This is a genomic window from Pseudomonas sp. P9_35 (genome assembly GCF_034008205.1).
Taxonomy (GTDB): Bacteria; Pseudomonadota; Gammaproteobacteria; order Pseudomonadales; family Pseudomonadaceae; genus Aquipseudomonas; species Aquipseudomonas kilonensis.
Genome location: NZ_CP125373.1, coordinates 3,554,581 through 3,579,397 on the forward strand (window position 1 = coordinate 3,554,581; position 24,817 = coordinate 3,579,397).

General features: G+C 62.6%; 17 protein-coding genes and 1 pseudogene. 16 read left to right on the forward strand and 2 right to left on the reverse strand.

The features are described 5' to 3' along the window. Positions 1 to 63 precede the first annotated feature (63 nt). Complete coding sequence (locus QMK47_RS15480; protein ID WP_320388662.1) at positions 64 to 2,412, reverse strand: acylase; 2,349 nt, start codon at positions 2,410 to 2,412, stop codon at positions 64 to 66. Between the two features lie 295 nt (positions 2,413 to 2,707). Here QMK47_RS15480 and QMK47_RS15485 point away from each other — a divergent pair, with 295 nt between their 5' ends. Beyond that, positions 2,708 to 3,088: a fe2+ zn2+ uptake regulation protein gene (locus tag QMK47_RS15485; RefSeq protein ID WP_253475038.1), complete on the forward strand. Its 381-nt coding sequence runs from the start codon at positions 2,708 to 2,710 to the stop codon at positions 3,086 to 3,088. 9 nt (positions 3,089 to 3,097) lie between these two features. Here the strand turns inward: QMK47_RS15485 and QMK47_RS15490 are convergent, their stop codons facing one another. Continuing rightward, on the reverse strand, positions 3,098 to 3,286 hold the full coding sequence (locus QMK47_RS15490) for a hypothetical protein (RefSeq protein ID WP_003202135.1): 189 nt from the start codon (positions 3,284 to 3,286) through the stop codon (positions 3,098 to 3,100). A 158-nt stretch (positions 3,287 to 3,444) separates the two neighbouring features. Here QMK47_RS15490 and QMK47_RS15495 point away from each other — a divergent pair. From QMK47_RS15495 to QMK47_RS15565, 15 genes and pseudogenes are all read left to right on the forward strand, one after another. Next, a pseudogene (locus QMK47_RS15495) lies at positions 3,445 to 3,648 on the forward strand (methyl-accepting chemotaxis protein); the annotation flags it as partial. A gap of 608 nt (positions 3,649 to 4,256) precedes the next feature. Continuing rightward, complete coding sequence (locus QMK47_RS15500; RefSeq protein WP_320388664.1) at positions 4,257 to 4,703, forward strand: DUF411 domain-containing protein; 447 nt, start codon at positions 4,257 to 4,259, stop codon at positions 4,701 to 4,703. Further along, the gene (locus tag QMK47_RS15505; RefSeq protein WP_057450667.1) at positions 4,703 to 5,137 is read left to right on the forward strand and encodes a YqaA family protein; all 435 of its coding nucleotides are present in this window, start codon (positions 4,703 to 4,705) and stop codon (positions 5,135 to 5,137) included. The genes QMK47_RS15500 and QMK47_RS15505 overlap by 1 nt, the downstream gene beginning before the upstream one ends. A gap of 85 nt (positions 5,138 to 5,222) precedes the next feature. Next, a complete protein-coding gene (locus tag QMK47_RS15510) occupies positions 5,223 to 6,254 on the forward strand; it encodes an alpha/beta fold hydrolase (protein ID WP_258688121.1) in 1,032 nt (343 codons plus the stop codon). A gap of 11 nt (positions 6,255 to 6,265) precedes the next feature. Continuing rightward, a complete protein-coding gene (locus QMK47_RS15515; protein WP_320388666.1) occupies positions 6,266 to 7,228 on the forward strand; it encodes a D-2-hydroxyacid dehydrogenase family protein in 963 nt (320 codons plus the stop codon). A 634-nt stretch (positions 7,229 to 7,862) separates the two neighbouring features. Next, entirely contained in the window at positions 7,863 to 9,434 is a 1,572-nt protein-coding gene (gene glgA / locus QMK47_RS15520) for a glycogen synthase GlgA (protein ID WP_214510334.1), read from the forward strand. 7 nt (positions 9,435 to 9,441) lie between these two features. Next, positions 9,442 to 11,244: a malto-oligosyltrehalose trehalohydrolase gene (gene treZ, locus QMK47_RS15525; protein WP_320388668.1), complete on the forward strand. Its 1,803-nt coding sequence runs from the start codon at positions 9,442 to 9,444 to the stop codon at positions 11,242 to 11,244. Continuing rightward, on the forward strand, positions 11,241 to 13,319 hold the full coding sequence (malQ, locus tag QMK47_RS15530) for a 4-alpha-glucanotransferase (protein WP_223473300.1): 2,079 nt from the start codon (positions 11,241 to 11,243) through the stop codon (positions 13,317 to 13,319). The genes treZ and malQ overlap by 4 nt, the downstream gene beginning before the upstream one ends. Next, positions 13,316 to 16,102, forward strand: a complete 2,787-nt coding sequence (locus QMK47_RS15535) for a malto-oligosyltrehalose synthase (RefSeq protein WP_320388670.1) — start codon at positions 13,316 to 13,318, stop codon at positions 16,100 to 16,102. The genes malQ and QMK47_RS15535 overlap by 4 nt, the downstream gene beginning before the upstream one ends. Positions 16,103 to 16,122: 20 nt before the next feature. Beyond that, positions 16,123 to 16,467, forward strand: coding sequence for a DUF2934 domain-containing protein (locus QMK47_RS15540; RefSeq protein ID WP_320388672.1), 345 nt, complete (start codon positions 16,123 to 16,125; stop codon positions 16,465 to 16,467). Positions 16,468 to 16,710: 243 nt separating this feature from the next. Continuing rightward, the gene (gene glgX / locus QMK47_RS15545) at positions 16,711 to 18,870 is read left to right on the forward strand and encodes a glycogen debranching protein GlgX (protein ID WP_253475059.1); all 2,160 of its coding nucleotides are present in this window, start codon (positions 16,711 to 16,713) and stop codon (positions 18,868 to 18,870) included. 250 nt (positions 18,871 to 19,120) lie between these two features. Beyond that, positions 19,121 to 19,885, forward strand: a complete 765-nt coding sequence (locus tag QMK47_RS15550; protein WP_258688136.1) for a PIG-L deacetylase family protein — start codon at positions 19,121 to 19,123, stop codon at positions 19,883 to 19,885. Positions 19,886 to 20,085: 200 nt separating this feature from the next. Continuing rightward, positions 20,086 to 20,886, forward strand: a complete 801-nt coding sequence (locus tag QMK47_RS15555; RefSeq protein WP_253475065.1) for an endonuclease/exonuclease/phosphatase family protein — start codon at positions 20,086 to 20,088, stop codon at positions 20,884 to 20,886. A 180-nt stretch (positions 20,887 to 21,066) separates the two neighbouring features. Then, a complete protein-coding gene (locus QMK47_RS15560) occupies positions 21,067 to 23,490 on the forward strand; it encodes an autotransporter outer membrane beta-barrel domain-containing protein (RefSeq protein WP_320388673.1) in 2,424 nt (807 codons plus the stop codon). A 294-nt stretch (positions 23,491 to 23,784) separates the two neighbouring features. Beyond that, positions 23,785 to 24,702 carry an autotransporter outer membrane beta-barrel domain-containing protein gene (locus QMK47_RS15565; RefSeq protein WP_320388675.1) on the forward strand — a complete coding sequence of 306 codons (918 nt, stop codon included), beginning with the start codon at positions 23,785 to 23,787 and terminating at the stop codon, positions 24,700 to 24,702. The last annotated feature ends 115 nt before the right edge of the window (positions 24,703 to 24,817 follow it).

Below are 24,817 nucleotides of genomic sequence, written 5' to 3' on the forward strand. Positions count from 1 at the left end.
AAATCCCCTGTGGGAGCGAGCTTGCTCGCGAAAGCGCCGGGTCAGCCGACTGCTCACCAGCAGCTATTGCGTCGCCACCCTGCCCGTCTCATCACGCTCGCGGATAATCAACGCCTGATAGTGCGGATCGGCTTTGATCTGCTGTTCGGTGAATGGCAGCACACTCCACTGCTTCTGCGAAAAGGCCTGGGTCTGGTCCGCCGAATAGGGCGATGCCGGGTCGCTGGAGAGGGAGAATGCCAGCAACCCCTGGGCCTGCGGACCTTTGCCGTCAAACGTCACCACTTGCAGATAACTGGTCCCGCTGACCACCTCCCGTTTGCCGTTCGCCCCGGGCACACTCTGGATCGCGTTGTAGATGCCCAGCTCCCCGGGACCGCCGTGAATCGGTGTCTGTCGGCCGCCGCTGCTGGCCACCTGGAGGTCTTGCCATTGGCTGTCCTTCGACAAGCCGGCGACCTTCACCGTCTCCACCGAAGCCAGCATGGCATCGCGCACGGCCTTGAGCACGGCTGGCCGCTCGATCGCCAGGCCACGCGGTGTGTGTTGCGGGTCTTTGGGGTCGAACGCGACGCGCCATGAATCAGGCACCGCCTGCAACCGGTCCATGATGTGCTGGAAATGCACGAACCCCAGTCCGCTCTTCAGGCCGGCCTTGCGATCCCAGGCCTTGAGGCTGGCACACGCCTCGACCAATGCCGAAGCGTCAGCCCCCAGGTCACCGGCGCACACGCCGAGCAGGTCCGGCATCACCTGGTCAGCCAGGTAAACCTGATCGTCCATGACCATGCGCTGCAAATCCTCAACCTTCACCGGCCCGCTCTTGGCCAATTGGCCGATCCGGTCCAGCGCAAAACGCGACCGCAGTCCCAGGGGCTGGCCTTGCTGGCTGATCAACGGGGAGTAACCGGACAGCGGCTGCGCAGGGTTGACCATCCAGGCCGAATCGTTGGAGTTCTGCACATAATCGCGGCGCAGCAACTGCGGAAGCCTGTCGGCGGCATAGGTGCCTTTTTGCACGGCTTTGGAATCGATGCCCCAGGCACACTCGCTGCGAGAGCCGTCCAGCACGATCAGTCGCAACCCGGCCCGAGGATCGCTGCACCGGGCCAGCTTCTCGGCGTTGACGTTCGGCACCACCGACACGTTCATGTAAAGGCTTTGCCCCTGGTCGTCCACCGCCAGGGTATTGACCCAGGGAATACCCTGGATCTTATGGACGGCGTCCTGCAGATCCTTGAGCGTGACCGCCTTGTTCATGGCGTACCACTGCGCCAGCACACGATCGTTTTCCAGGTTCGCGTCCCGCAGGCTGTAGGCGAACCGGTTATCCCAGTCCAGCCGGCCAGGCCATTGCACAATCGGGCCGAACTGCGAGCCATAGACCACTCGGGAAATCGTCTGCACCTGGCCGTCAGGTTGCTTGACGTCCACCGCAACCGTCTGCTGGTTCATCGGCACAGACTTGCCGTCGAGCAGATAGCGGGTCGGGTCCTTGGGGTCGAGTTGCAGGCGGTACAGGGTGAAATGCTTCGAGCTGTCGACGGTGTGGGTCCAGGCCAGGTGCTGGCTGAAACCGATGTTGATCATCGGCAGGCCTGGCAGCGCCGCGCCCATGACGTCCAGCTTGCCGGGAATGGTCAGGTGCATCTGGTAGAAACGCATGCCGCCCAGCCACGGAAAATGTGGGTTCGCCAGCAACATCCCGCGGCCGTTGAACGAGCGCTCGCTGCCGATGGCCAGTGCATTGCTGCCACGCTCCAGGGCAAAACGCTGCTGCCGGGTTGCGGCGGCCGCGAAACCGGTGACCGGGGTGCCCCCAAGCGCGGTCGCCTGGGGCGGTTGCGCGCCGGCCAGGGCCTCGGCGAACTGGCCGACGCCGCCTTCCACCAACAACCGACGGGTCAACTTGACCAGGTCCAGCGCCGTGATCGGCCGCGCCCACTCACTGGCGCATTGTTCGGGCAGGCCTTTGGCCTTGCGCTCGACCAGCGCACGGTTGTAACCCGCCACGTAGCCTTCGACCAGTTGTTGCACTTGAGGCGTCTGGGCCTGCCAGAAACCGGAAACTGCTTGCGGCGTGTTGAGCCAGCTGAAGAACAGATCGCTGACGCGGTTCTCCCGCTGCTCGACCGTGACCTGCTCCGGCCCAAAATAGCGCGAGCGTTGGGCGTTCACCGTGACAATCTCGTTTGCCAACAGGCACAGGTTGTCCTGGGCATAGGCATAGCCGATGCCATAACCCAGCCCGCGTTCATCCTGGGCCCGGATATGCGGTACGCCAAAACGGGTTCGACGGATTTCGGCACTGGCCTGCTGCCCATCGTCTTGCGCATTGACCACGGGGCTGAGCCCGAGGGCGATCCCCAGAAAAGCGCCTGCGAGGCCAATCCTCGATAACTGCCCGGACATTCTCACATTCACTCCTGATAAAACTTCAGAAACCAGGACGGCTACCGGTGCGACAGAAGACAAACACTCGACCCGCCTGGGAAATCACATGCCGCTTGCTGAACCGGAATGTGCCTACCTTGAAAACGAACCGGATGAAAAAAAATTAATGGCTGGCGGCCTTTTGAATGTGGGGGTTTGACGCAGCAAAGGCATTTTTTTCACATCATGGTCCTCATGATTGTGCGTCCTCGTTCGTCCTATTACAGGAGAGTATCCGTGACCTTTTCTGATCAGGCTGGTAAGGAGTTTTTGCATGCGTAACGCGCAACTGCCCATGGAGGGCAAGCCAAGGGCGACCGGCGTCTCGCTGAGCGCCCCCCACCGTGTATTCGACAGGCCGGCGGAGCGAGGCGGCAATGACCACATCAGGCGCTTGCTCAAGAGCTTCGGGCTCAGGACCAGCCTGATTCGCCTCAAAGTCATCGACGCGCTGCTCAAGGCCGCCCAGGAAAACCGCCCCTTGGGCGTGCGCGGGGTGCACAGCCAGTTGTTGGGGCTAGACATTCCATTGTCCTTTCTCAGCGTGCGCGAGGTGTTGAAGCGCTTGTGCAGCGAGGGCGTCGTTACTCTCAACCCGGATAAAAGCTACTGCCTGCACCCCCGTGCGATGGCCGTGCTTGAGGCCGAGGATTGAAGCCGGCGCTCAGGACTTGACCTTGCGCCGCATGACGCCGTTGATCACCACCACGATGACCGCCACGGCGATGGCGATGTATTGAAACAGCTGCTCGCTGATCATGCCCTTGCCTTGCATCCACGACAGCCCAAGCATGATTGCCAGGACGACGAGGACGATCAGAATCGAGTATTTCAAACGTTGTGAATGAGTCATTACCAATTTCCTGAATGTATCCGTTCTGTATCCGAAGGCTCGCCAAGCCCATACCCTATTGCGGGAATGGCGGGCTGCCAACGGGGTCCCATGGTACAGCCGAAGAAGCGTATTCGCGCAACCGCGGCGGTTAATCATGAGGAATTATGTATGTTTCGTCGTATCAGCCTATCAACAGCCTGAGCACCCAGATCGCCACCGCCGCCGAGCAACAGAGCGCGGTGACCGAGGAAATCAATCGCAGCATGGTGCAAATCCGTCACATGGTGGAGGAGCTGGTGGACGGCGACCTGGCCAGTGAGGCCAATACCCGGCAATTGCTGGAAGCGAATGCGATCATGGGGCGGTTCAAGGTGCGCTAGGGCGTCCCCATTCTCCTGTGGGAGCGAGCTTGCTCGCGATAGCGGCCTGACAGTTGGCCCGGGGGGTTGTTGACTGGGTACATATCCATTTCTGCGGTAACGGCGGCTTATGGTTCCGCTCTTACAGCGGCTCACTTTTGAGAAGCGCAAAAGTAAGCAAAACGCTTTTGCCCCACCACTTGGTGCCTCGCTTAGGCTCGGCATGCCCTCACTCCGGCATTGCTCCGTGGGCCGCCGCGAAGGGCCATCCATGGCCCAGCGCGGCTAACCCGGCATCCATGCCGGGTTGCCCACTCCACAATGCCTGCGTTCGGCCATCGTGGTTAACGGGGCGCCCCAGATCAAAAACAAAAGCGAGGCGGCCTGACAGCCGGCCTGGTTCTCCCGGTCGTACTCAGATCCCATTGTGGGAGCGAGCTTGCTCGCGATGGCGGGGTCAGCCTCGATGGATGTCGAATGGGCTGATGCCTTCGCGAGCAAGCTCGCCCACAAGACTTTATTCGCCCTTGCAACCTGACAATTCTGTAATCCCCGCCTCAGCCCCCCGTCAGCTCGCGCTCGCTACTCTGTTATCCTCCCTCCAAACCGTTCGACACGAGACCACCCCCATGGCCCATCCTCTGCACCTGCTCACCTTGAGCGCCCTGTTCATGACCACCCTGGCCCAGGCCGCCGAACCGGTCACCATCGATGTACACCGCGATGCCAATTGCGGCTGTTGCAAAAAGTGGATCTCGCATCTGCAAGCAAACGGCTTCAAGGTCAACGACCATGTCGAGGCCGACATGAGTTCGGTCAAGCAGCGCCTGGGCGTGGCGCCGAACCTGCGTTCCTGCCACACCGCCGAGATCAACGGCAAATTCGTCGAAGGCCATGTCCCGGCCGACCAGGTGCTGGCGCTGAGCAAGCGCGATGACTTGCTCGGTGTCGCCGCACCGGGCATGCCCATGGGCTCGCCTGGCATGGAAATGGATGGCATGAGCGATGCCTACCAAGTGATCGGCCTGAAGAAAGACGGGACCCAAACCGTAGTGGCGGATTACCCGGCCCACTGATGGGCGAAGCCTATATCGGCTTGTTCCTGGCGGCTTTCGGCGCGGCAACCTTGTTGCCGTTGCAATCGGAGGCGGTGTTGGTCGGCTTGTTGCTCAGCGAGCGCCATCTGGTCTGGCTGTTGCTGGCGGTTGCCACGCTCGGCAATGTCCTGGGCTCGCTGGTGAACTGGTGGCTGGGCACGCGGCTGGAGCATTTCAAGGATCGACGCTGGTTTCCGGTCAGCCCGGCCCACCTGGACAAGGCTCGCGTGCATTACCAACGCTTCGGTCACTGGTCACTGCTGCTCAGCTGGCTACCGATCATCGGTGATCCGTTGACCCTGGTGGCCGGGGTGATGGGCGAGCCGTGGCGGCGTTTCCTGCTGCTCGTGAGCCTTGCGAAGGGTTTGCGCTATGGCGTCCTGGCCCTGGCGACACTGGGCTGGATGGACTGAACGTTCGGGCTGTTCGGTTGCCTGTGGTTAATGTCGCCATAATCGGGTCGCGCCAGGATCGGCGGCGGCCACAAGGAGATTGACCATGCCCCGCACCACTGCGCGCTGGTTGCCCAGCCTGTGCCTCACCGCCGCCCTGCCCCTGTTCGCCCAGGCCGCCAACCCGCCCGAAGGCCCGGCCTACGGAGCGCTGTTGGAGGGCTTCGAATACCCCTACACCCTCAAGCACTTCGCCTTCCCGTCCCAGGGCCAGTCGTTGCAGATGGGCTATATGGACGTGCCGGCCCAAGGCAAGGTCAATGGCCGCACAGTGGTGCTGATGCACGGCAAGAATTTCTGCGCCGCCACCTGGGGCGATTCGATCAAGGTGCTCAGCGAAGCCGGATACCGGGTCATCGCGGCGGACCAAGTCGGTTTCTGCACATCAAGTAAACCCGAGCATTACCAGTACAGCTTCCAGCAACTGGCGAGCAACACCCAGGCCTTGCTCAAGGCCCTGGGCGTACAGAAGGCCGTCGTCCTTGGCCATTCCACCGGCGGTATGCTCGCCACCCGCTACGCCTTGCAGTTTCCCGACGAAGTCGAACGCCTGGCGATGGTCAACCCCATCGGCCTGGAAGACTGGAAAGCCTTGGGCGTACCCTATCGCACCGTGGACCAATGGTACGCGCGTGAGCTGAAAGTCACCGCCGAGGGGATTCGCAACTACGAGCGCACGACCTATTACGCAGGCCGCTGGAAACCTGAGTTCGAGCGCTGGGTAGACATGCTCGCCGGCCTGAACAAGGGCCCGGGTCATACGCAAGTAGCGTGGAACTCGGCGCTGATCTACGACATGATCTTCACCCAGCCGGTCTATTACGAGTTCAAGGACCTGACAGTACCCACCCTGCTGCTGATCGGCACCTCGGACACCACCGCCATCGGCAGCGACATCGCGCCGCCGGCGGTCAAGGCCAAGCTCGGCCACTACGAGGTATTGGGCAAGCAGGTCGCCCGGCTGATTCCCCGCTCGACCCTGGTGGAGTTCCCCAATCTGGGGCATGCCCCGCAGATGGAAGAGCCGGATCGGTTCCACAAGGCCCTGTTGGGCTGGCTGGACAAACCCATTCCCTGACGAGGTGTTCCATGGCGGTGCAAATAGCAGTCATAGACGATTGGCAAGATGTGGCACGTGGCGTGGTGGACTGGTCGGTGCTGGACAGCGTCGGCCAGGTGACGTTTCTCCATGACTATCCCGCTGACCGCGACACCCTCGCCGAGCGCTTGCAGCGCTTCGAAGTGATCTGCGTGATGCGTGAACGCACGGTGTTCGACGAAGGCCTGCTGCGCCGCCTGCCCAATCTCAAGCTGTTGCTCACTGGCGGCATGCGCAACGCCGCCCTGGACCTGAAGGCTGCCGCCGAGCTGGGTATCCAGGTGTGCGGCACCGACAGCTACAAGCACGCCACGCCCGAACTGACCTGGGCACTGATCATGGCCCTGACCCGCAACCTGGTGCAGGAAGCCAACGCCCTGCGCGCCGGCCTGTGGCAGCAAGGCTTGGGCGGCGACCTGCACGGCAAGACGCTGGCGATCCTCGGCCTGGGCAGCATCGGTACGCGGGTGGCGCAGTTCGGCCAGGTGTTTGGCATGCGGGTCATCGCCTGGAGCCAGAACCTCAGCGCCGAGCGCGCCGCCGAAGTGGGCGTGACCTACGTAAGCAAGCAGGCATTGTTCGAGCAGGCCGATATTCTTTCGATCCACCTGGTGCTCGGCGAACGCACCCGCGGCCTGGTGGATGCCCAGGCCCTGGCCTGGATGAAACCCGAGGCGCTGCTGGTCAACACCTCCCGCGGGCCGATCGTCGATGAACCCGCCCTGATCGACGCGCTCCAGCACCAGCGCCTGGCCGGCGCCGCCCTGGACGTATTCGCCCAGGAGCCCTTGCCCGCCGCCCATCCGTTCCGAACCCTGAATAACGTACTGGCCACACCGCATGTGGGCTACGTCAGCCGCCAGAATTACCAGCGGTTCTATTCCCTGATGATCGAAGACCTGCTGGCCTGGTCGGCGGGCCAGCCGATCCGGTTGCTGACGCCAGCAGGCTAAATCTAGAGCATCAACACACCACCCTTGTGGGAGCGAGCTTGCTCGCGATAGTGGCGGAGTCAGTTGCACGGTTTGTGACTGGCACACCGCTATCGCGAGCAAGCTCGCTCCCACAGGAGACATTGTGTTTTATTGGCCATTAAAACGCCTCTATGCCACCCGCCCTCCAATGGTGCATCGCGCCATTCCATCGCGCACGCCGATGAAACAACGCCGCTCCCCTTACACCCTTCTGGTTTCAGAAAACTGCACTTCGTCGGTGCGTATCCCCCTTCGTCATGTAAGAGATTGCCGACAAAAACCGTGATTGTCGGACAATGCGACGAACCGAGCCGCACCGCTCTACGTTCTGACCTAGACTGCCTAACCGGGGGGAAAACCAACCGGTCATCCAGACGAAAAAAAGTCGAAACTTTTCGCAACGGCGACAGGTCAGGTTAGAGGTAGGGCAACCGCGACTGGTGCAGTCCTTGCACTAGTCATTGCAACAGCTCCTTCAGCTGATTCGCTTCGCCGCATTGGGTAGCCGTTCGCTTTCCTTGCGTTGCGCTTGTGCGCCTGGCCGCAGGATTTGGCCAATGAAACAACAGCTCTGGCGCTTGCCGGAAACAGATCGAGAAAATGGGAGATATTTATGATCAGTGCTGCCTTGGAACCACAACAAGTCCGTTCGCAACTACCGCCCGCGGCTGAATCGCCAACGGCACCGGTGCTGGCCACCGGCGGCAAGGCACTGCTCCCCGTCGTTCGACAGAATCCCAACCGCAAGAAAGTATTGTTCGTCACTTCGGAAATTGCCGACCTGGTAAAGACCGGCGGCCTGGGCGATGTCTCCTCCGCACTGCCCCGGGCCATGGCCGGGCTGCATGATGTCCGGGTGCTGATCCCCGGTTATCCGCAAGTGATGAACAGCGGCAATCCGATCCACATCATCGGCGAACTGGGCGGCCACGCAGCACTGCCGCCCTGCAAGATCGGACGCATGGACATGGCCGACGGCCTGGTGATCTACGTCCTGATCTGCCCTGAGCTTTTTGCCCGCGAAGGCTCCCCCTACGGTGCCAACAACGGTCGCGACTGGCCCGACAACCACATTCGCTTCGCCCGCCTGGGCCTGGCCGCAGCCGACATTGCCGCCAACCTCGCGCAGATCCACTGGTGCCCGGACCTGGTCCACGCCCACGACTGGCCAGCCGGGCTGGCGCCGGCCTATATGCACTGGCGCGGGCAACGCACCCCGACCCTGTTTACCATTCACAACCTGGCCTACCAGGGCGTCGTCAGCCTGGCGTCCTGCCCGGAGCTGGGCATCCCCGAACACGCCCTGCAACAGGAAGGCATGGAGTTCTACGGCAAACTGTCGTTCCTCAAGGCCGGGATGGCCTACTCCAGCCATATCACCACCGTCAGCGCCACCTACGCCCAGGAGATCACCACCCCGGCGTTTGGCTGCGGGCTCGACGGCTTCCTAGCGGCCAAGACCCAACAAGGCTTGCTCAGCGGCATCCCCAACGGTATCGATGAAAGCTGGGATTCGGCCACCGACACCCACCTGTTCCGTCAGTTCGCCATGGGCGACTGGGACGGCAAGGCGGTCAACGCGTCCCATGTGCGCGAACTCTTTGGCCTCGACGACTCCACTGGCCCGCTGTTCGCCGTGGTTTCGCGCCTGGTCTACCAGAAAGGCCTGGACCTGACCGAAGCGGTCGCCGAGTTCATCGTCGAGTCCGGCGGCCAGATCGCCATCATTGGCCGTGGGGAACCGGAGGAAGAACAGGCCATGCGTGAACTGGCACTGCGCTTCCCCGGACGCATCGGCGTGCGTATCGGCTTCAACGAAACCGACGCGCGGCGGATGTTCGCCGGCAGCGACTTCCTGCTGATGCCTTCGCGCTACGAGCCCTGCGGCTTGAGCCAGATGTACGCCCAGCGCTTCGGCTCGCTGCCGGTGGCGCGCAATACCGGAGGGTTGGCGGACACCATCGAAGATGGCATCACCGGTTTCCTGTTCGATGAGTCCACCGTGGAAAGCTACAAACAGGCCTTGAGCCGCGCCTTCAAGGTCTTCGAGTTCCCCGACCTGCTCAACGCCATGCGCTGCCGGGCCATGTCGGCGCCGTTCAACTGGTGCCAGGCCGTGGAACCCTACGCCGAACTCTACGAACAGCTGGTGGCTAAGTCACTGGGAAAATCGGCCAGACAATGAGGTAACAATGACGTCAAGGACGCCTGAGACATGGACCCACGGGGCGGTCATGCTGGATGACGAGCACACCCGCTTCGCCCTCTGGGCCCCGGATGCATTTTTTGTCAGTGTCGAGCTCGACACTGGAGATTCAATACCGCTACTGCCCCAAGCCGACGGCTGGTTCATGATCCAGACCCGTTGCCCCGCCGGCACCCGCTACCGCTACAACATCGATGGCGAGCTGGAGGTGCCGGACCCGGCCTCGCGCGCCCAGGCCGGCGACATCGACCGCCACAGCGTGGTGGTCGACCCGCATGCCTACTCATGGCGACACACCCAATGGTCCGGCCGCCCCTGGCACGAAGCCGTAATCTACGAGTTGCACGTCGGCGCCCTGGGTGGTTTCGACGGCGTCGAACAGCATCTGGCACGCCTGGCCGGGCTGGGCATCACCGCCATCGAGCTGATGCCACTGGCGCAGTTCCCCGGTGATCGCAACTGGGGCTACGACGGCGTCCTGCCCTACGCCCCCCAGGCCTCCTACGGCACGCCCGAACAGCTCAAGCATCTGATCGACAGCGCCCACGGCCATGGGCTGTCCGTCATCCTGGATGTGGTCTACAACCACTTCGGCCCCGACGGCAACTACCTGCACCGTTATGCCAAGGGCTTCTTCCGTGAGGACAAGCACACGCCCTGGGGCGCGGCGATTGATTTCCGCCGCCGCGAAGTGCGGGATTTCTTCATCGACAACGCGCTCATGTGGCTGCTGGAGTACCGTTTCGACGGCCTGCGCCTGGACGCGGTACACGCCATTGAAGACCCGGACTTTCTCCAGGAGCTGGCGACCCGGGTGCGCGAGCAGGTGGACCCGATCCGGCATGTCTGGCTGACCGTGGAAAACGAACACAACCAGGCCCACCTGCTGGAGCATGTCTACGACGCCCAGTGGAACGACGACGGGCACAATGCCCTGCACGTGCTGCTGACCGGTGAGACCGACGCCTACTACGCCGACTATGCCGAGCAGCCAACCGAACAACTGGCACGTTGCCTGAGCCAGGGCTTCGTCTTCCAGGGCCATCTCAATCGCCATGGCGAAGCCCGGGGCGAGCCCAGCAGTCACCTGCCGCCGAGCGCGTTCGTGCTGTTCCTGCAGAACCATGACCAGATCGGCAACCGAGCCTTGGGCGAACGCCTGCATCAGCTCGCCGCCCCCCAGGCCCTGCAGGCGGCGACTGTCTTGTTGCTGTTATCACCGATGATCCCGCTGCTGTTCATGGGCGATGAGGTGGCGGCCGAACAACCGTTCCTGTTCTTTACCAGCCACCACGGCGAGCTGGCAGAGCTGGTGCGCGAAGGCCGACGCAACGAATTCAAGGCCTTCAGTGCCTTTGCCGATCCGCAGCAGCGCGAACGAATTCCCGACCCCAACGCCGCCAGCACCTTCGAGGCTTCACGCCCAAGCCTGGAGTCGCGAGGCCCGGAGCAGCAGGCCAACGAGGCGCTGTATCGGCAACTGCTGAAAATCCGCCGTGAAGAGATCGTCCCGCGCCTGCCCGGTGCCCAGGCCCTGGGCACCGATGTGCTGGGCCATGGCGCCATCAGCGCACGCTGGCGGTTGGGCGATGGCAGCGTGTTGCGCATCGACTTCAACCTGAGCGATCAGCCCGTCGAACACGATGCCCCGGAAGAGGCACGCATTCTTTTCGAACATCCGCAGCAGGTCATGGGTCTGTTGCAACAGGGCGCCCTTGCGCCCTACAGCGCGCTGGTCAGTCTGACGCAGGCGACAACCTTGCCCAACATCACTGGAGAGCGCCTATGAGCGATGCGCAACTGGAAATCCTCGCCAGCCGAGCGGGCCTGGCGGTGGATTGGATCGACGCCAATGGCCGGGCCCAGAAAGTCTCGCCGGCGGTCTTGCGTTCGGTCCTCACCGGCCTGGGCCATCCGGCCGGCAGCGCCCAGGAAATCGACGCCAGCCTGCTGCAATTGCAGGAAGCTCAACAGAACCATCAATTGCCACCGCTGATCACCGCCGACGTCGGGGTCAGCCTGGACTTGAGCCGCTACTTCGAGGCCGGAACGCCCTGCGAAATCAAACTCGAAGATGGCGCGACACTGAACCTGAACCTTGATGCCGATGCCAAGCTGCCGGGGATGGTCCCGGTGGGTTATCAGCACATCAGCATCCAGGACCAGCATTTCACCCTGGCCGTCGCGCCGGCCCGTTGCTACAGCGTGGCCGATGCGGTGGACGACCCGACGCCACGGGCCTGGGGCCTGAGCGCGCAACTGTATGCCCTGCGCCGCCCCGGTGACGGTGGCTTCGGTGACACCCAGGCCTTGGAGGAGCTGGCGCGGGTGGCCGGCGAGCGCGGCGCAGAGGCCGTTGCCATCAGCCCGATGCACGCGATGTTCAGCAGCGACACCGGGCGCTACAGCCCCTACTCACCGTCGAGCCGACTGTTCTTCAACAGCCTGTACGCCGCGCCGGGCACCATCCTCGGTGAACGCGCGCTGCGCACCGCCATCGACGCCACCGGCTTGACCAATCAGTTGCGCACCCTGGAAGAGCAGCCGCTGATCGACTGGCCGGTCGCCGCCCAGGCCAAGCAGAAAATCCTCCGCGCCCTGTACGACGGCTTCAGCCAGGGTGAGCATCCACTGCATGAGGACTTCAGCAGTTTCCGTCACACCAGCGGCGAAGCCCTGGAAAACCATTGCCGCTTCGAGGCCTTGCAGGCCGAACGCGCCGCCCGGGGTGAAAGCCTCGACTGGCGCCACTGGCCGGAAGAATGGCGCGATCCGCGCAGCCCCGCCCTGGCCCATTTCGCCGAGGAAAATGCCGATGAGATCGGCTTCTACGCTTTTTGCCAATGGCTGATTGCCCGCTGCCTGGAGCGCGCCCAGAGCGCAGCCCGATCCAGCGGCATGGGCATCGGCCTGATCGCCGACCTGGCGGTGGGTGCCGATGGCGGTGGCAGCCAGGCCTGGAGCCGGCAGGACGAACTGCTCGCCTCCCTGACCGTGGGCGCCCCGCCGGACATTCTCAACCGCTCCGGCCAAGGCTGGGGCATCTCGGCATTTTCCCCCGAAGGCCTGGTGCGCAACGGCTTTCGCGCCTTCATTGAAATGCTGCGGGCCAACTTCGCCCACGCCGGCGGCTTGCGCATCGATCATGTCATGGGCTTGCAACGGCTCTGGGTGATCCCTAACGACGCGCCCCCTTGCGATGGCGCCTACCTGTATTACCCGGTAGACGACCTGCTGCGCCTATTGGCGCTGGAATCCCATCGTCATCAGGCGATCGTGCTCGGCGAAGACCTCGGTACCGTGCCCGACGGCCTGCGGGACAAACTCATTGCCCGCTCGATCCTGGGCATGCGCGTGCTGTTGTTCGAACAGGACAACACCCACTTCAAGCCCATTCTCGACTGGCCGGACAATGCCCTGGCCACCACCAGCACCCATGATTTGCCAACGCTCAATGGCTGGTGGCACGGTCACGACATCGACTGGAACGCCCGGCTGGACCTGATCGATTCCCACACCGAAATGGACTGGCGCAAACACCGCGAGCGCGAACGCGAAGGCCTGCGTCACGTGCTGAACCAGGACCCGCAGAACTTTCGCGAAGAACACCGCGAGACCGACCAGGTGCTCGATGCCAGCGTGCGCTTCCTCGGTCACACCCGCGCGCCGCTGGTGTTGTTGCCGCTCGAAGACGCCCTGGGCATCGAGGAACAGGCCAACCTGCCGGGCACCATCGACACCCACCCCAATTGGCGCCGCCGCCTGGCCGGGCAAAGCCAGGCGTTACTGGATCACCCGGACGCTGCCCGGCGTCTGGAAATACTCGCCTGTGCCAGACTTCAGGCGAACGAGCGTGACCGATGAAACAGACGTTGATCCAACCCCTGCGGGCAACATTGCGCTTGCAGTTTCATAAAGGCTTCACCCTGGACGACGCCATCCCCCAGGTGCCGTACTTCGCTTCGCTGGGCATCAGCCACCTGTATGCCTCGCCGCTGCTCAAGGCCCGCGCCGGGTCCATGCACGGCTACGACGTCGTTGACCCTACCCTGGTCAACCCTGAACTGGGTGGCGAAGCTGCGCTCAAGCGCCTGGTCGCGACCTTGCGCGAGCATCGGATGGGCTTGATCCTCGACATCGTGTCCAATCACATGGCCGTCGGCGGCAACGACAACCCCTGGTGGCTGGACTTGCTGGAATGGGGCCGCCTGAGCCCCTACGGCGAGTTCTTCGACATCCAGTGGCACTCCCCCGACCCACTGATGGAAGGCCAATTGTTGCTGCCGTTCCTCGGCAGTGACTACGGCGTGGCGTTGCAGGAAGGCACCTTGCAACTGCACTTCGATGCCAGCCAAGGCAGCTTCTACGTCGAGCACTATGAGCACCGTTTCCCGATTTGTCCGATGCACTACGGCGAACTGCTCAAACCCACCGAAACCTTGCCCACCGAGCAAACCGAATCGCTCAAGGCCCTGGCCGAGCGCTTCACCACGCTGAATTACCAGACCGATGCCCACACCCTCGCCCGCCCGTTGCAAAAAGAGTTGCAGGAGCTGGCGGCTCAAGCAGGCATCCTCGCCGCCATCGAGGACAACCTGGGCGGCTACGACTCTACCGCCCCCGAAGGCTTCGAGCGCCTGCACCAACTGCTCGAGCGCCAGAGCTACCGGCTCGCCAGCTGGCGCACGGCGGCGGACGACATCAATTGGCGGCGCTTTTTCGATGTCAACGAACTGGGTGGGCTGCGGGTCGAGCGTCCGGCGGTCTTCGAGGCGACCCATGCCAAGATTTTCCAATTGATCGGCGAAGGCCTGGTGGACGGCCTGCGCATCGATCACATCGACGGCCTTGCCGACCCTCGCGGTTACTGCCGCAAATTGCGCAGACGGGTCGATTCGCTGTCGCCGACCCGACACCTGCCGATTTTCGTCGAGAAGATCCTTGGCGATGGCGAGACCTTGCGGCGGGACTGGAACATCGACGGCAGCACCGGTTACGAATTCATGAACCAGGTCTCGCTGCTCCAGCATGACCCGGCCGGCGCCGCCCCCCTCGCCGAATTCTGGAGCCGGCATAGCGAGCGGCCAGCGCACTTCATCGAAGAAGCCCGCCTGGCGCGCCAGCAGATCCTCAATGGCTCCCTGGCCGGAGACTTCGAAAGCGTCGCCCAGGCCCTGCTGCAAGTGGCCCGGGACGATGTGATGACCCGCGACCTGACCCTCGGCGCAATTCGACGAGCCTTGCAGGAACTGATCGTGCATTTCCCGGTGTATCGCACCTACATCACGCCTCTGGGGCGCTCGGCCGAAGACGAGGTGTTCTTCAACCAGGCCCTGGAAGGCGCCCGGCAAACCCTCAGCGAAGCCGACTGGCCGGTGCTCGATTGCCTGGCCGGCTGGCTCGGTGGGATGCCCTGGCGGCACCGTCCGCGCGGCAGCCAGCGTAAACGCCTGCGCCACGCCTGCGTGCGTTTCCAGCAACTGACCTCGCCGGCCGCCGCCAAAGCCGTGGAGGACACCGCGCTCTATCGCTCGGCGGTGCTGTTGTCACGCAATGACGTGGGCTATGACACCGAGCGCTTCAGCGCCCCGCCTCAGGTGTTCCACCACGCCGGCCTCGAGCGGCTCGAACATTTTCCCGACAACCTGATCACCACCGCCACCCACGACCACAAGCGCGGCGAAGACACCCGCGCCAGGCTGGCGGTGCTCAGCGAACGCGCCGATTGGTACAGCGCCTGCGTGGAGCAATGGCGCATTCTTTCGCCTTCGCTGCACAGTGACCCGGCGGCGCCCTCGGCCGGTGATGAACTGATTCTGTACCAGGCCTTGCTCGGCAGCTGGCCGCTGGACCTCGACCTCCAGGACCACAAGGCCCTGGCCGCATACAACGAGCGCCTGTGGCAATGGCAACGCAAGGCCCTACGGGAAGCCAAGCTGCAAAGCAGTTGGGCGGCGGTCAACGACGCTTATGAACAAGCCACCCAGATGTTCCTCGAACGGTTACTGCTGGGCGATGAGGGGTTGCCCTTGCGCAGCGCCATCGCCGAGGCGGTCCAGGCCATCGCCCCGGCGGGCGCCCTCAACAGTCTGGCGCAAACTTTGCTGCGCATGACCGTACCCGGCGTACCGGACCTGTACCAAGGCAACGAGTTCTGGGATTTCAGCCTGGTGGACCCGGATAACCGTCGCCCGGTGGATTTCCAGGCACGCCGCGAGGCGTTAGGGGCCGACAGCACGCCAGCCGCGTTGATACGCGATTGGCGTGACGGCCGAGTCAAACAGGCATTGATCGCCAGGACACTGGCCGTGCGAGCCGAGTATCCGCTGCTATGGCGCCAGGGTCGCTACCAGCCGCTGGAAGTGCTCGGCGAACAAGCCGAGCGAGTATTGGCCTTCATGCGTGAAGACTCGCAACAACGGGCGATCATTGTTGTACCTGTCCATGCGGCGCCGTTGCTGGAAAACAGTGCCGTGCCGCTGGTGGCTGCGTCGGATTGGGGCGATACCCGTGTGTCGTTACCGTTCGCCGCCGGGGATGAAAAACTGAAGGGACTTTTTTCAAGCGCAGCAGTCACACCCCAAGGGGAGCTGCTGATCAGCACCGCGCTGGGGAATTTCCCGGTCAATGTCTTTATCCAACCTTGAGTTGAATCAGGAGCACTGCGATGAGTACCGACGATAAACGCATTCGCGAATTCGCCTATCAGATCTGGGAGTCCGAGGGTAAGCCCGCCGGGCAGGAGAAACGCCACTGGGAGATGGCGCGCAAACTGGCCGAAGCCGAAGCGCTGGCGCCGAGCAAACCACCCAAGGCGGCGAGCAAATCAGCGGCCAGCAAAACCGATGGCGCCAAGCCTGCTGCCACCAAGAGCACCACGGCCAAGACCGCCGCAAAGAGCACGACCCCCAAGGCCAAACCGGCGGCCAAACCTTCTGCAGCGGTAGTGCCACCGGCCAACAAAGCAGCCGACAAGAAGCCCCGGGCACCGCGCAAGCCGCCGGCGGCTTGATTCATCCTATCGGTCTCCTCGTCAGGTGGGAGCAACGCCTGCTCGCGAAACAGGCGCCTCGATTTCTGCAGGCGCGCATCGCTTCATCGCGGGCAAGCCTTGCTCCCCTAGAGAAGCAACTTTGTCCCACATAGCGGGGCGGTGCGACGTTTCGCTAAATCCCCTCGCCACAAGTGAAGGGTGGAGCCACCCACCCCAAGTGAACCGTATCGCTGAATCTGTCTGTCTTTTGCAGGAGCAACTATGACCCGTCCAAAAAAAAACACGCCGCCGCCCGTGATCGAGGCTTCGCGGATTCGTGAAGGGCTGCCTTTTCCACTGGGTGCAACCTGGGATGGCCTCGGGGTCAATTTCGCGCTGTTTTCAGCCAATGCCACCAAGGTCGAACTGTGCATTTTCGACGATGCCGGCGAAGTCGAACTCGAACGCATCGAGCTGCCGGAGTACACCGACGAGATTTACCACGGTTATCTGCCGGATGCCCACCCGGGCATGATCTATGGCTACCGGGTCTACGGCCCATACGACCCGGCGAACGGCCACCGTTTCAACCCGAACAAGCTGCTGATCGACCCGTATGCCAAGCAATTGGTCGGCCAATTGAAGTGGTCCGAAGCCCTCTTCGGCTACACCATCGGCCATCCCGATGGCGACCTCAGTTTCGATGAGCGCGACAGCGCCCCGTTCGTCCCCAAGTGCAAAGTCATCGACCCTGCACACACCTGGGGCCACGACCATCGCGTCAGCGTCCCCTGGGACAAGACCATCCTGTATGAGACCCACGTGCGCGGCCTCACCATGCGTCACCCTTCGGTGCCCGAGAACCTGCGCGGTACGTTCGCCGGGCTGATGGTCGATGATGTGCTGGAGCATATCCGCAAGCTGGGTGTCTCTTCGGTGGAACTGCTGCCCATCCATGCCTTCGTCAATGACCAGCACCTGCTGCACAAAGGCATGACCAACTACTGGGGTTACAACAGCATCGCCTTCTTTGCCCCGGACCCACGCTACCTGGCCAGCGGCAAGATCGCCGAGTTCAAGGAAATGGTTGCCCACCTGCACGAGGCCAACCTGGAAGTCATCCTCGACGTGGTCTACAACCACACCGCCGAAGGCAACGAACAGGGCCCCACCCTGTCCATGCGCGGCATCGATAACGCTTCGTACTACCGGCTGATGCCCGACGACAAACGCTACTACATCAACGATTCCGGCACCGGTAATACCCTGGACCTGAGCCATCCTTGCGTTCTGCAAATGGTCACCGACTCCCTGCGCTATTGGGCCACGGAGATGCACGTCGATGGCTTCCGCTTCGACCTGGCGACCATTCTGGGCCGTTACCATGACGGCTTCGACGAGCGCCACAGCTTCCTCGTGGCCTGCCGCCAGGACCCGGTGCTGCGCCAGGTGAAAATGATCGCCGAGCCTTGGGACTGCGGCCCCGGGGGCTACCAGGTGGGACGCTTCCCGCCGGGCTGGGTCGAGTGGAACGACAAGTTCCGCGACACGGTGCGGGCCTTCTGGAAGGGCGACGACGGCCAGCTAGCCGATTTCGCCAGTCGAATGACGGCCTCGGGCGAGATGTTCAACCAGCGTGGCCGGCGTCCGTACGCCTCGGTGAACTTCGTCACCGCACATGACGGTTTCACCTTGCATGACCTGGTGTCGTACAACGACAAGCACAACGAGGCCAACGACGAGAACAACCAGGACGGCAGCAATAACAACCTGTCCTGGAACCATGGCGTCGAAGGGCCGACGGACGATCCAGAGATCAACGCGCTGCGTCATCGGCAGATGCGCAACTTCTTCGCCACCCTGCTACTGGCCCAAGGCACGCCGATGATCGTCGCCGGCGACGAATTTGCCCGTACCCAGCACGGCAATAACAACGCCTATTGCCAGGACAGCGAGATCGGCTGGGTCAATTGGAACCTGAGCGAGGATGGCGCGACGCTGCTCAAGTTCGTCAAGCGCCTGATCAAGTTGCGCCTGACCTATCCGATCCTGCGACGCGGACGGTTCCTGGTGGGTAACTACAACGAGGACATCGGCGTCAAGGACGTGACCTGGCTGGCCCCGGACGGCAGCGAAATGACCATTGAGCAATGGCAGGACAGCCATGGTCGCTGCCTCGGCATGCTGATGGACGGCCGCGCCCAGGAGACCGGCATTCGACGCAAAGCCGGCGATGCGACGCTGCTGCTGGTGGTCAACGCCCACCATGACATCGTCAACTTCCGCTTGCCGGAAGTCCCAGAGGGCAGTTTCTGGACCTGCATGGTCGACACCAACCAGCCGACCGTTCGTGGACAAGAGCGCTTCGATTTCGATTCCGAATACTCCGTCACCGGGCGCTCGCTGCTGCTGTTTGAGCTGCAACGCGAAGAAGAGGAATGAAGTACCGGTTGTAAACAGCCAGAGAAACCGCAAGGACGCGGTTTTTCGATGCGTACAGCCCAGTTTGAAGAAAAAAATGCAGTTCAGACACACATCTCGCAAGACGAATCGGCCGCCATGGTCAATACTTCACATGCGGTAGTCTCCAGGATTCGGAGCGCTGTGAATCGCAGCCATACCCACGCGGGCGTCATCGGACAGTAGGCCCGGTAGATGGCTGAAAGATTGAATACACACAAGGATGTCTCTCATGAAACCCGCCTCTCGCTTGCCCGGCCGGCAGCATCCGCAAATCTGGAACAGTGCTGCGCAACTGGCCGATATCCCGATTATCAGTACCCAGACGCTCATTCCCGCCGGCGCCCGCGCGGTCGTCCTCTCCCCGCATCCGGGCGATGAGATCGGCGCCTGTGGCGGATTGCTGCAGTTGCTGAACAACCTGGATCAACCCATGTTGCTGATCTCGGTCTCCGATGGAGCCCTGATCCATCCCGGTTCACCGTTGTGGACCGATGAGCGCCTGCGTACACACCGCCCTCACCCGCAGGAAAGCGTGGACGCCCTGCATCGTCTGGGCATAGCAGCCCATGGCCTGCAATGGGTGCGCGGCGGCTTCCCGGAAAAGGCCCTGGCCGAACACGAGGCCGAGCTCACCGAATTTATTGCACGTCACCTGCGCCCCGGTGACGTGGTGTTCAGCACCTGGCGCCAGGATGGCGACAGCGACCACGAGACCGTCGGGCGCGCCGGGGCCTTGGCCGCCGACAGGATCGGGGTGACATTCAACGAACTGCCGGTGTGGGCCTGGCACTGGCCGGTCCGCGAGCAAAACAAGATCCCCTGGCACCGGGCCCGCAAACTGCGCCTGGATGTCTGGACTACCGCCCGCAAGCGTCACGCCATGTACGCGTACGTCAGCCAACTCAACGGCGAACCGGCGAGCGGCATCGCCCCGCTGGTACCCCGGGTGATCCTGGATCGGATGGGTATGCCGTATGAGATTGTCTTCATCTGAACACGAGCCTGTGATGGCGCTGGTTCAGATACACCGCTTTCGCGAGCAAGCTCGCTCCCACAGGAGTTGTTGCATACCCCGCAAATCCAATGTGGGAGCGAGCTTGCTCGCGATAGCGATCGACAAGGACATGAAAAATCCGGAACTGCCGACGCCTTGGGTCAGTCGCATGAACAGGTGCGTCTGATTCAGGAGGGAACGTGACTCAAGATCCCGATTGGCGGGCCGTCGAACCAAGGCCATCGGAGCTGCCTGCGGCGGTTCATCGGTTGCGGATCCTGACGGTCAATACCCACAAGGGTTTCACCGCCCTCAACCGTCGCTTCATCCTGCCTGAATTGCGCGAAGCGGTGCGCAGTACCGGTGCCGACCTGGTGTTCCTGCAAGAGGTGCTGGGCGAACATGACCGACACGCATCACGCTACGACAACTGGCCCCGGACATCCCAGTACGAATTCCTCGCCGACAGCATGTGGAGCGACTTCGCCTATGGCCGCAATGCGGTCTACCCCGATGGCCACCATGGCAACGCCCTGCTCTCCAAATACCCGATCCGCCAGTTCCGCAATCTCGACGTGTCCATCACCGGCCCGGAGCGGCGCGGGTTGTTGCACTGTGTACTGGATGTGCCCGGGCACGCCGCTGTCCACGGGATCTGCGTGCACTTGAGTCTTCTGGAAAGCCATCGCCAATTACAGCTCAAACTGCTCTGCCAGCTGCTCGATTCACTGCCCGAGGACGAGCCGGTGATCATCGCCGGCGACTTCAACGACTGGCAGCTGCGTGGCAACCTCGCCCTCGCCCGCCGTGGCTATCTGCATGAAGCCTTCGAGCACCACCACGGTCGCCCCGCCAGGACCTATCCGGCCCGCTTCCCGCTGTTACGCCTGGACCGCATTTACCTGCGCAACGCCAGCAGCCACGCCCCGCAAATCCTGGGCAACAAACCCTGGACGCACCTGAGCGATCACCTGCCGCTTTCGGTGGAAGTGCATTTGTAGGGTAGGCCTCTGCAGCGCATTCTACGCGCGGACCTGTAAGTTCTGACAGTAGCGACGCTGGTTTTTCATTGCTAGGGTGCCATCCCATACAGCGAGCGTTGCCAGGCCCTGTGTGCCATCTGTTGTGCAACCGATGCTGAAACCGGTGTCCACGGGGATGCCGATGCAGAGGGATAGCACATGATTCGGCACGATAAAGGATTCAATCGGCTGTTCAACGCTGTGTGGATATCAGCCCCCTTCCTGTTACCCGTCCCGGCCGCCATGGCCGCTTGCACGCTGACGCCAACCGCAGGCGATGACGCTTATGTCTGCGACAGCGGCACCAGCCCCGGGCTGACGGACCTTTCGGGTAACAACAGCCTGACAATGCCCGCCAACGGCAGTGGCGTCATTAGCGGCGACGTCACATTCGGTACCGGCGTCGACCGCATCGTGATCAATGCCAACGGCGTGATTGACGGTGATGTCCAGCAAGGCTCCGGCGTGGACGCCTTCATCATGAATGGCGGCAGGATCCTGTCCCTGGCACAAGGTGACGGTCTCGATACGTTCCTGATGACCGGCGGCACCATCGTCGACGCGTTCGAAGACGGCGACGTTGCGAAGATGACCGGGGGCACTATCGGCCGGGTCGACATGAAACTCGATGACAACGTTTTCGATATGTCCGGTGGAAATATCATCGGCAACCTGGTGACCGGTTTCGGCCAGGACACCATCATCCTCTCCGCAGGCCGCATCGGCGGCAATGTCAGCGTCAGCGGCGGCAATGACAGCATTACCGTCAGCGGTGGCGAAATCATCGGCGAGGTCCGGGTCAGTGCCGGCGATGACCAGTTGCAGTGGAGCGGCGGCCTCATTCATTCGGCCATTTTGATGGGCGACGGCAACGACACGGCGCTGTTGAGCAACCTCGATGAAAGCCTGCTCGCCACCACGCCCAGCCTGAACGGAGGGTTGGGCCAGGACGTCCTGACCTTTGCAGGCAGCACCTCCAGCACTGGTGCCCGTTACCTCAATTGGGAAGCAATCAACCTCACTCGAGGCTCGCAACTGGACCTTGACGACACGCTGACCTTGGGTGACAGCGCCACCGGCACCGGGACGCTCAACATCGAAAGCGGCAGCACGTTGACGGCGACCCAAGGCGTCATCGCCCCTTTTACTGCCGGTCAGTTGGCGACACTCAACGACGCCGGCACGATAGACCTTACCCAGGGCAACACCCGCACCAACGACACCCTCACTGTCCAGGGCAACTACGTCGGTAACAACGGCCAGTTGCACCTGCAAACGGTACTCGGCGCCGACGACTCCCCCAGCGACAAGCTGGTGGTCAATGGCGGGACGCTTACCGGCAACACCGCCATCTTGGTCACGAACCTGGGCGGCACGGGCGCACAGACGGCTCAGGATGGCATCGAAGTGGTCCAGGCCCAAGGGGGCGCGGTCAGTGATAGCGGCGCCTTTTCGCTGGCACAATCGGTCTCCGCCGGGGCATTTGATTATCGCTTGTTCAAGGGCGGCGTAACCGGCAATAAAGACAACTGGTACCTGCGCTCCACCGTGGTCGCCGGACCGGTTCCAGCCCCCGTGCCAACGCTGCCGCCCTTGCCAACGGCGGTGCCCGGCGCGGCGCCTATCCCGTTGTATCGCCCGGAAGTGCCGACCTGGTCGGTATTGCCCCCGGCAGCGGCACAACTGACCCTGATGGCCCTGGGCACGTTCCATGACCGCCAGGGCGACCAGCGCCTGCTCACCGAAAACGGCGCGTTCGGCGCGGGCTGGGGCCGGGTCTATGGCAAGGACCTGGATCAAACCTGGGCCGGCACGGTGACGCCGCGGTTCGATGGATCGATCAAGGGTTTCCAGGTGGGCAATGACCTGTACAGCTCGCCGCTGGCCAATGGGCAGACCCAGCGCATCGGTTTCTTCGTCGGCCATACCGAATTGAACGGCAACGTCGATGGCTTCAACCTGGGTTTCAAAGGCCGACGCGCCGGCAAGATAGAACTCGACGGCGACAGCTACGGACTCTACTGGACGCTCACCGATCCCACTGGTGGCTACGTCGACGCCGTGGTGATGGGCACGCGACTGGACGGCGACAACCGCTCCGAGCGTGGGCTGAAAATCGACAATCGCGGGCACGCCCTGACCCTGTCGGCGGAAGCCGGTTACCCCTTCGCCGTGGCCACCGACTGGGTCCTGGAACCCCAGGTGCAGATCATCCACCAGAAAGTCTCCCTGGACACGCAAGACGACGGGGTCTCCAGGGTCGAGTTCGACTCCGACGGTGCCTGGACCGGCCGTCTCGGCGCCCGCCTGAAGGGCCGCTACCAGGTCAGCGGCATGCCCGTGGAACCGTACCTGCGCGCCAACCTCTGGCACACGTTTTCCGGCACCGATACGGTGACGTTCGACGACACTGAACGGGTCGAGACCCAACAGCGCGCGTCCACCGGCGACCTGGGCGTGGGTGTCATCGTGAGCCTGGCGCCCGCAGTCAGCATGTACGCCGCAGCGGACTACAGCAGCAATCTCGACAGCCATCAGCAACGCAGTGTGGCGGGTAATCTTGGCGTGCGGTTCAGCTGGTAGACAGGTTCCGCGACGATGATTTGACGCCTAAATATGCGTCTAAATAACCAATTGAAATCAGTGTTTTATTGACACTGATTTCATCTTGCCATTCATCGTTCATTTTCTTGACGCACTGCCATCGGTCTTCTTGACTACACCGTACTACCCCCGGAAATACAGTCAGGGGCAGGCCTCTGGAACCCGCCAAGACGGGCCGCCAGAGGCTTGCCTCAATCCATTCGGTCGCCCCTCATTCGGGGTAGGAGAGACGCCAAAAAGCGAGAAACGCATGCGATTGCAAGGCAGGCCCCCATGAAAACGTCCCTCCGGCCACAAGAGATCTCCAGCGCTACCTTCCACACCCTCTCCACTTCGTTGCTACTGCTCTCATCCATGGAGGTACAGGCCTGGCCTGCCGAGGAGGCAGCGCAGCCCTGGTATGGCGCAGCGCAGTCCAGCAACCGCAATACCGCAGCCATCGGCAGCGACCCCGTTTCCGGCAAGAGCCCTGCCCTGTTCACATTGCGAAACGACAGCGGCCATACCCAGCGCATGGGCCTGATCAGTGGACAAAACCAGATCATTTCTACGGGCAGCGGCCTGCTGGTGACGCCTGCGATGGCCGAACCGGGCAAAGATGCCCTGAACCTGAAAGGCTCGAGCCTCGGCGCCTATTGGAGCCTGACCGGCCCAGCTGGCTGGCACGTGGACCTGAGCGCCAGCGGCGGCCGGGTCAATGGCTACAGCCGCACCGAACAAGGCCAGCGCCAGGCCACCGAAGGCAATGCGGTGACGCTGTCGGTCGAAGGCGGCTTTGCGATTGGCATCGGGACCCACTGGGTCGTCGAACCCCAGGCCCAGCTGATCAACCAACGCATCACCCTCGATACACCGAATGCCGAGAGCGGCACCGGCAATGAACTGAGCAGCTGGAGCGGCCGCGTCGGGGCACGACTCAAAGGCAATTACCGAGTCAACAGTCTCGGCATGGAGCCCTATGTGCGAACCAACCTGTGGCACACCGTCCAGAACGCCGATACGTTGTCCCTGGATAAGGTCGACAAGATCAGCAGCAGCCGAAAATCCTCCACCGTCGAAGTCGGCCTGGGCCTGGTGGCCCGGGTTACACCGGCAGTAAGCCTGTATGTCAGCGCCGATTACAGCAGTGACATCGACGACAACGACCTAAACGGGATCATTACCAGCATGGGGGTGCGGATGCGCTGGTGAGTTATCGATATCCAATCGCCGATTGACCTGTAGGAGCTGTCGAGCGAAGCGAGGCTGCGATCTTTTGATCTTCGCTTGAGATTCAAGCGCCTGGGAAAAGATCGCAGCCTCGCTT

What these genes read in the sequence shown, in the direction of transcription:
- QMK47_RS15550 (WP_258688136.1), top strand. Translation starts at nt 19,121, where the DNA reads ATGAAACCCGCCTCTCGCTTGCCCGGCCGGCAGCATCCGCAAATCTGG.
- glgX (WP_253475059.1), top strand. Translation starts at nt 16,711, where the DNA reads ATGACCCGTCCAAAAAAAAACACGCCGCCGCCCGTGATCGAGGCTTCG.
- QMK47_RS15490 (WP_003202135.1), bottom strand. Translation starts at nt 3,286, where the DNA reads ATGACTCATTCACAACGTTTGAAATACTCGATTCTGATCGTCCTCGTC.
- QMK47_RS15480 (WP_320388662.1), bottom strand. Translation starts at nt 2,412, where the DNA reads ATGTCCGGGCAGTTATCGAGGATTGGCCTCGCAGGCGCTTTTCTGGGG.
- treZ (WP_320388668.1), top strand. Translation starts at nt 9,442, where the DNA reads ATGACGTCAAGGACGCCTGAGACATGGACCCACGGGGCGGTCATGCTG.
- glgA (WP_214510334.1), top strand. Translation starts at nt 7,863, where the DNA reads ATGATCAGTGCTGCCTTGGAACCACAACAAGTCCGTTCGCAACTACCG.
- QMK47_RS15565 (WP_320388675.1), top strand. Translation starts at nt 23,785, where the DNA reads ATGAAAACGTCCCTCCGGCCACAAGAGATCTCCAGCGCTACCTTCCAC.
- QMK47_RS15485 (WP_253475038.1), top strand. Translation starts at nt 2,708, where the DNA reads ATGCGTAACGCGCAACTGCCCATGGAGGGCAAGCCAAGGGCGACCGGC.
- QMK47_RS15560 (WP_320388673.1), top strand. Translation starts at nt 21,067, where the DNA reads ATGATTCGGCACGATAAAGGATTCAATCGGCTGTTCAACGCTGTGTGG.
- malQ (WP_223473300.1), top strand. Translation starts at nt 11,241, where the DNA reads ATGAGCGATGCGCAACTGGAAATCCTCGCCAGCCGAGCGGGCCTGGCG.
- QMK47_RS15535 (WP_320388670.1), top strand. Translation starts at nt 13,316, where the DNA reads ATGAAACAGACGTTGATCCAACCCCTGCGGGCAACATTGCGCTTGCAG.
- QMK47_RS15500 (WP_320388664.1), top strand. Translation starts at nt 4,257, where the DNA reads ATGGCCCATCCTCTGCACCTGCTCACCTTGAGCGCCCTGTTCATGACC.
- QMK47_RS15515 (WP_320388666.1), top strand. Translation starts at nt 6,266, where the DNA reads ATGGCGGTGCAAATAGCAGTCATAGACGATTGGCAAGATGTGGCACGT.
- QMK47_RS15540 (WP_320388672.1), top strand. Translation starts at nt 16,123, where the DNA reads ATGAGTACCGACGATAAACGCATTCGCGAATTCGCCTATCAGATCTGG.
- QMK47_RS15505 (WP_057450667.1), top strand. Translation starts at nt 4,703, where the DNA reads ATGGGCGAAGCCTATATCGGCTTGTTCCTGGCGGCTTTCGGCGCGGCA.
- QMK47_RS15510 (WP_258688121.1), top strand. Translation starts at nt 5,223, where the DNA reads ATGCCCCGCACCACTGCGCGCTGGTTGCCCAGCCTGTGCCTCACCGCC.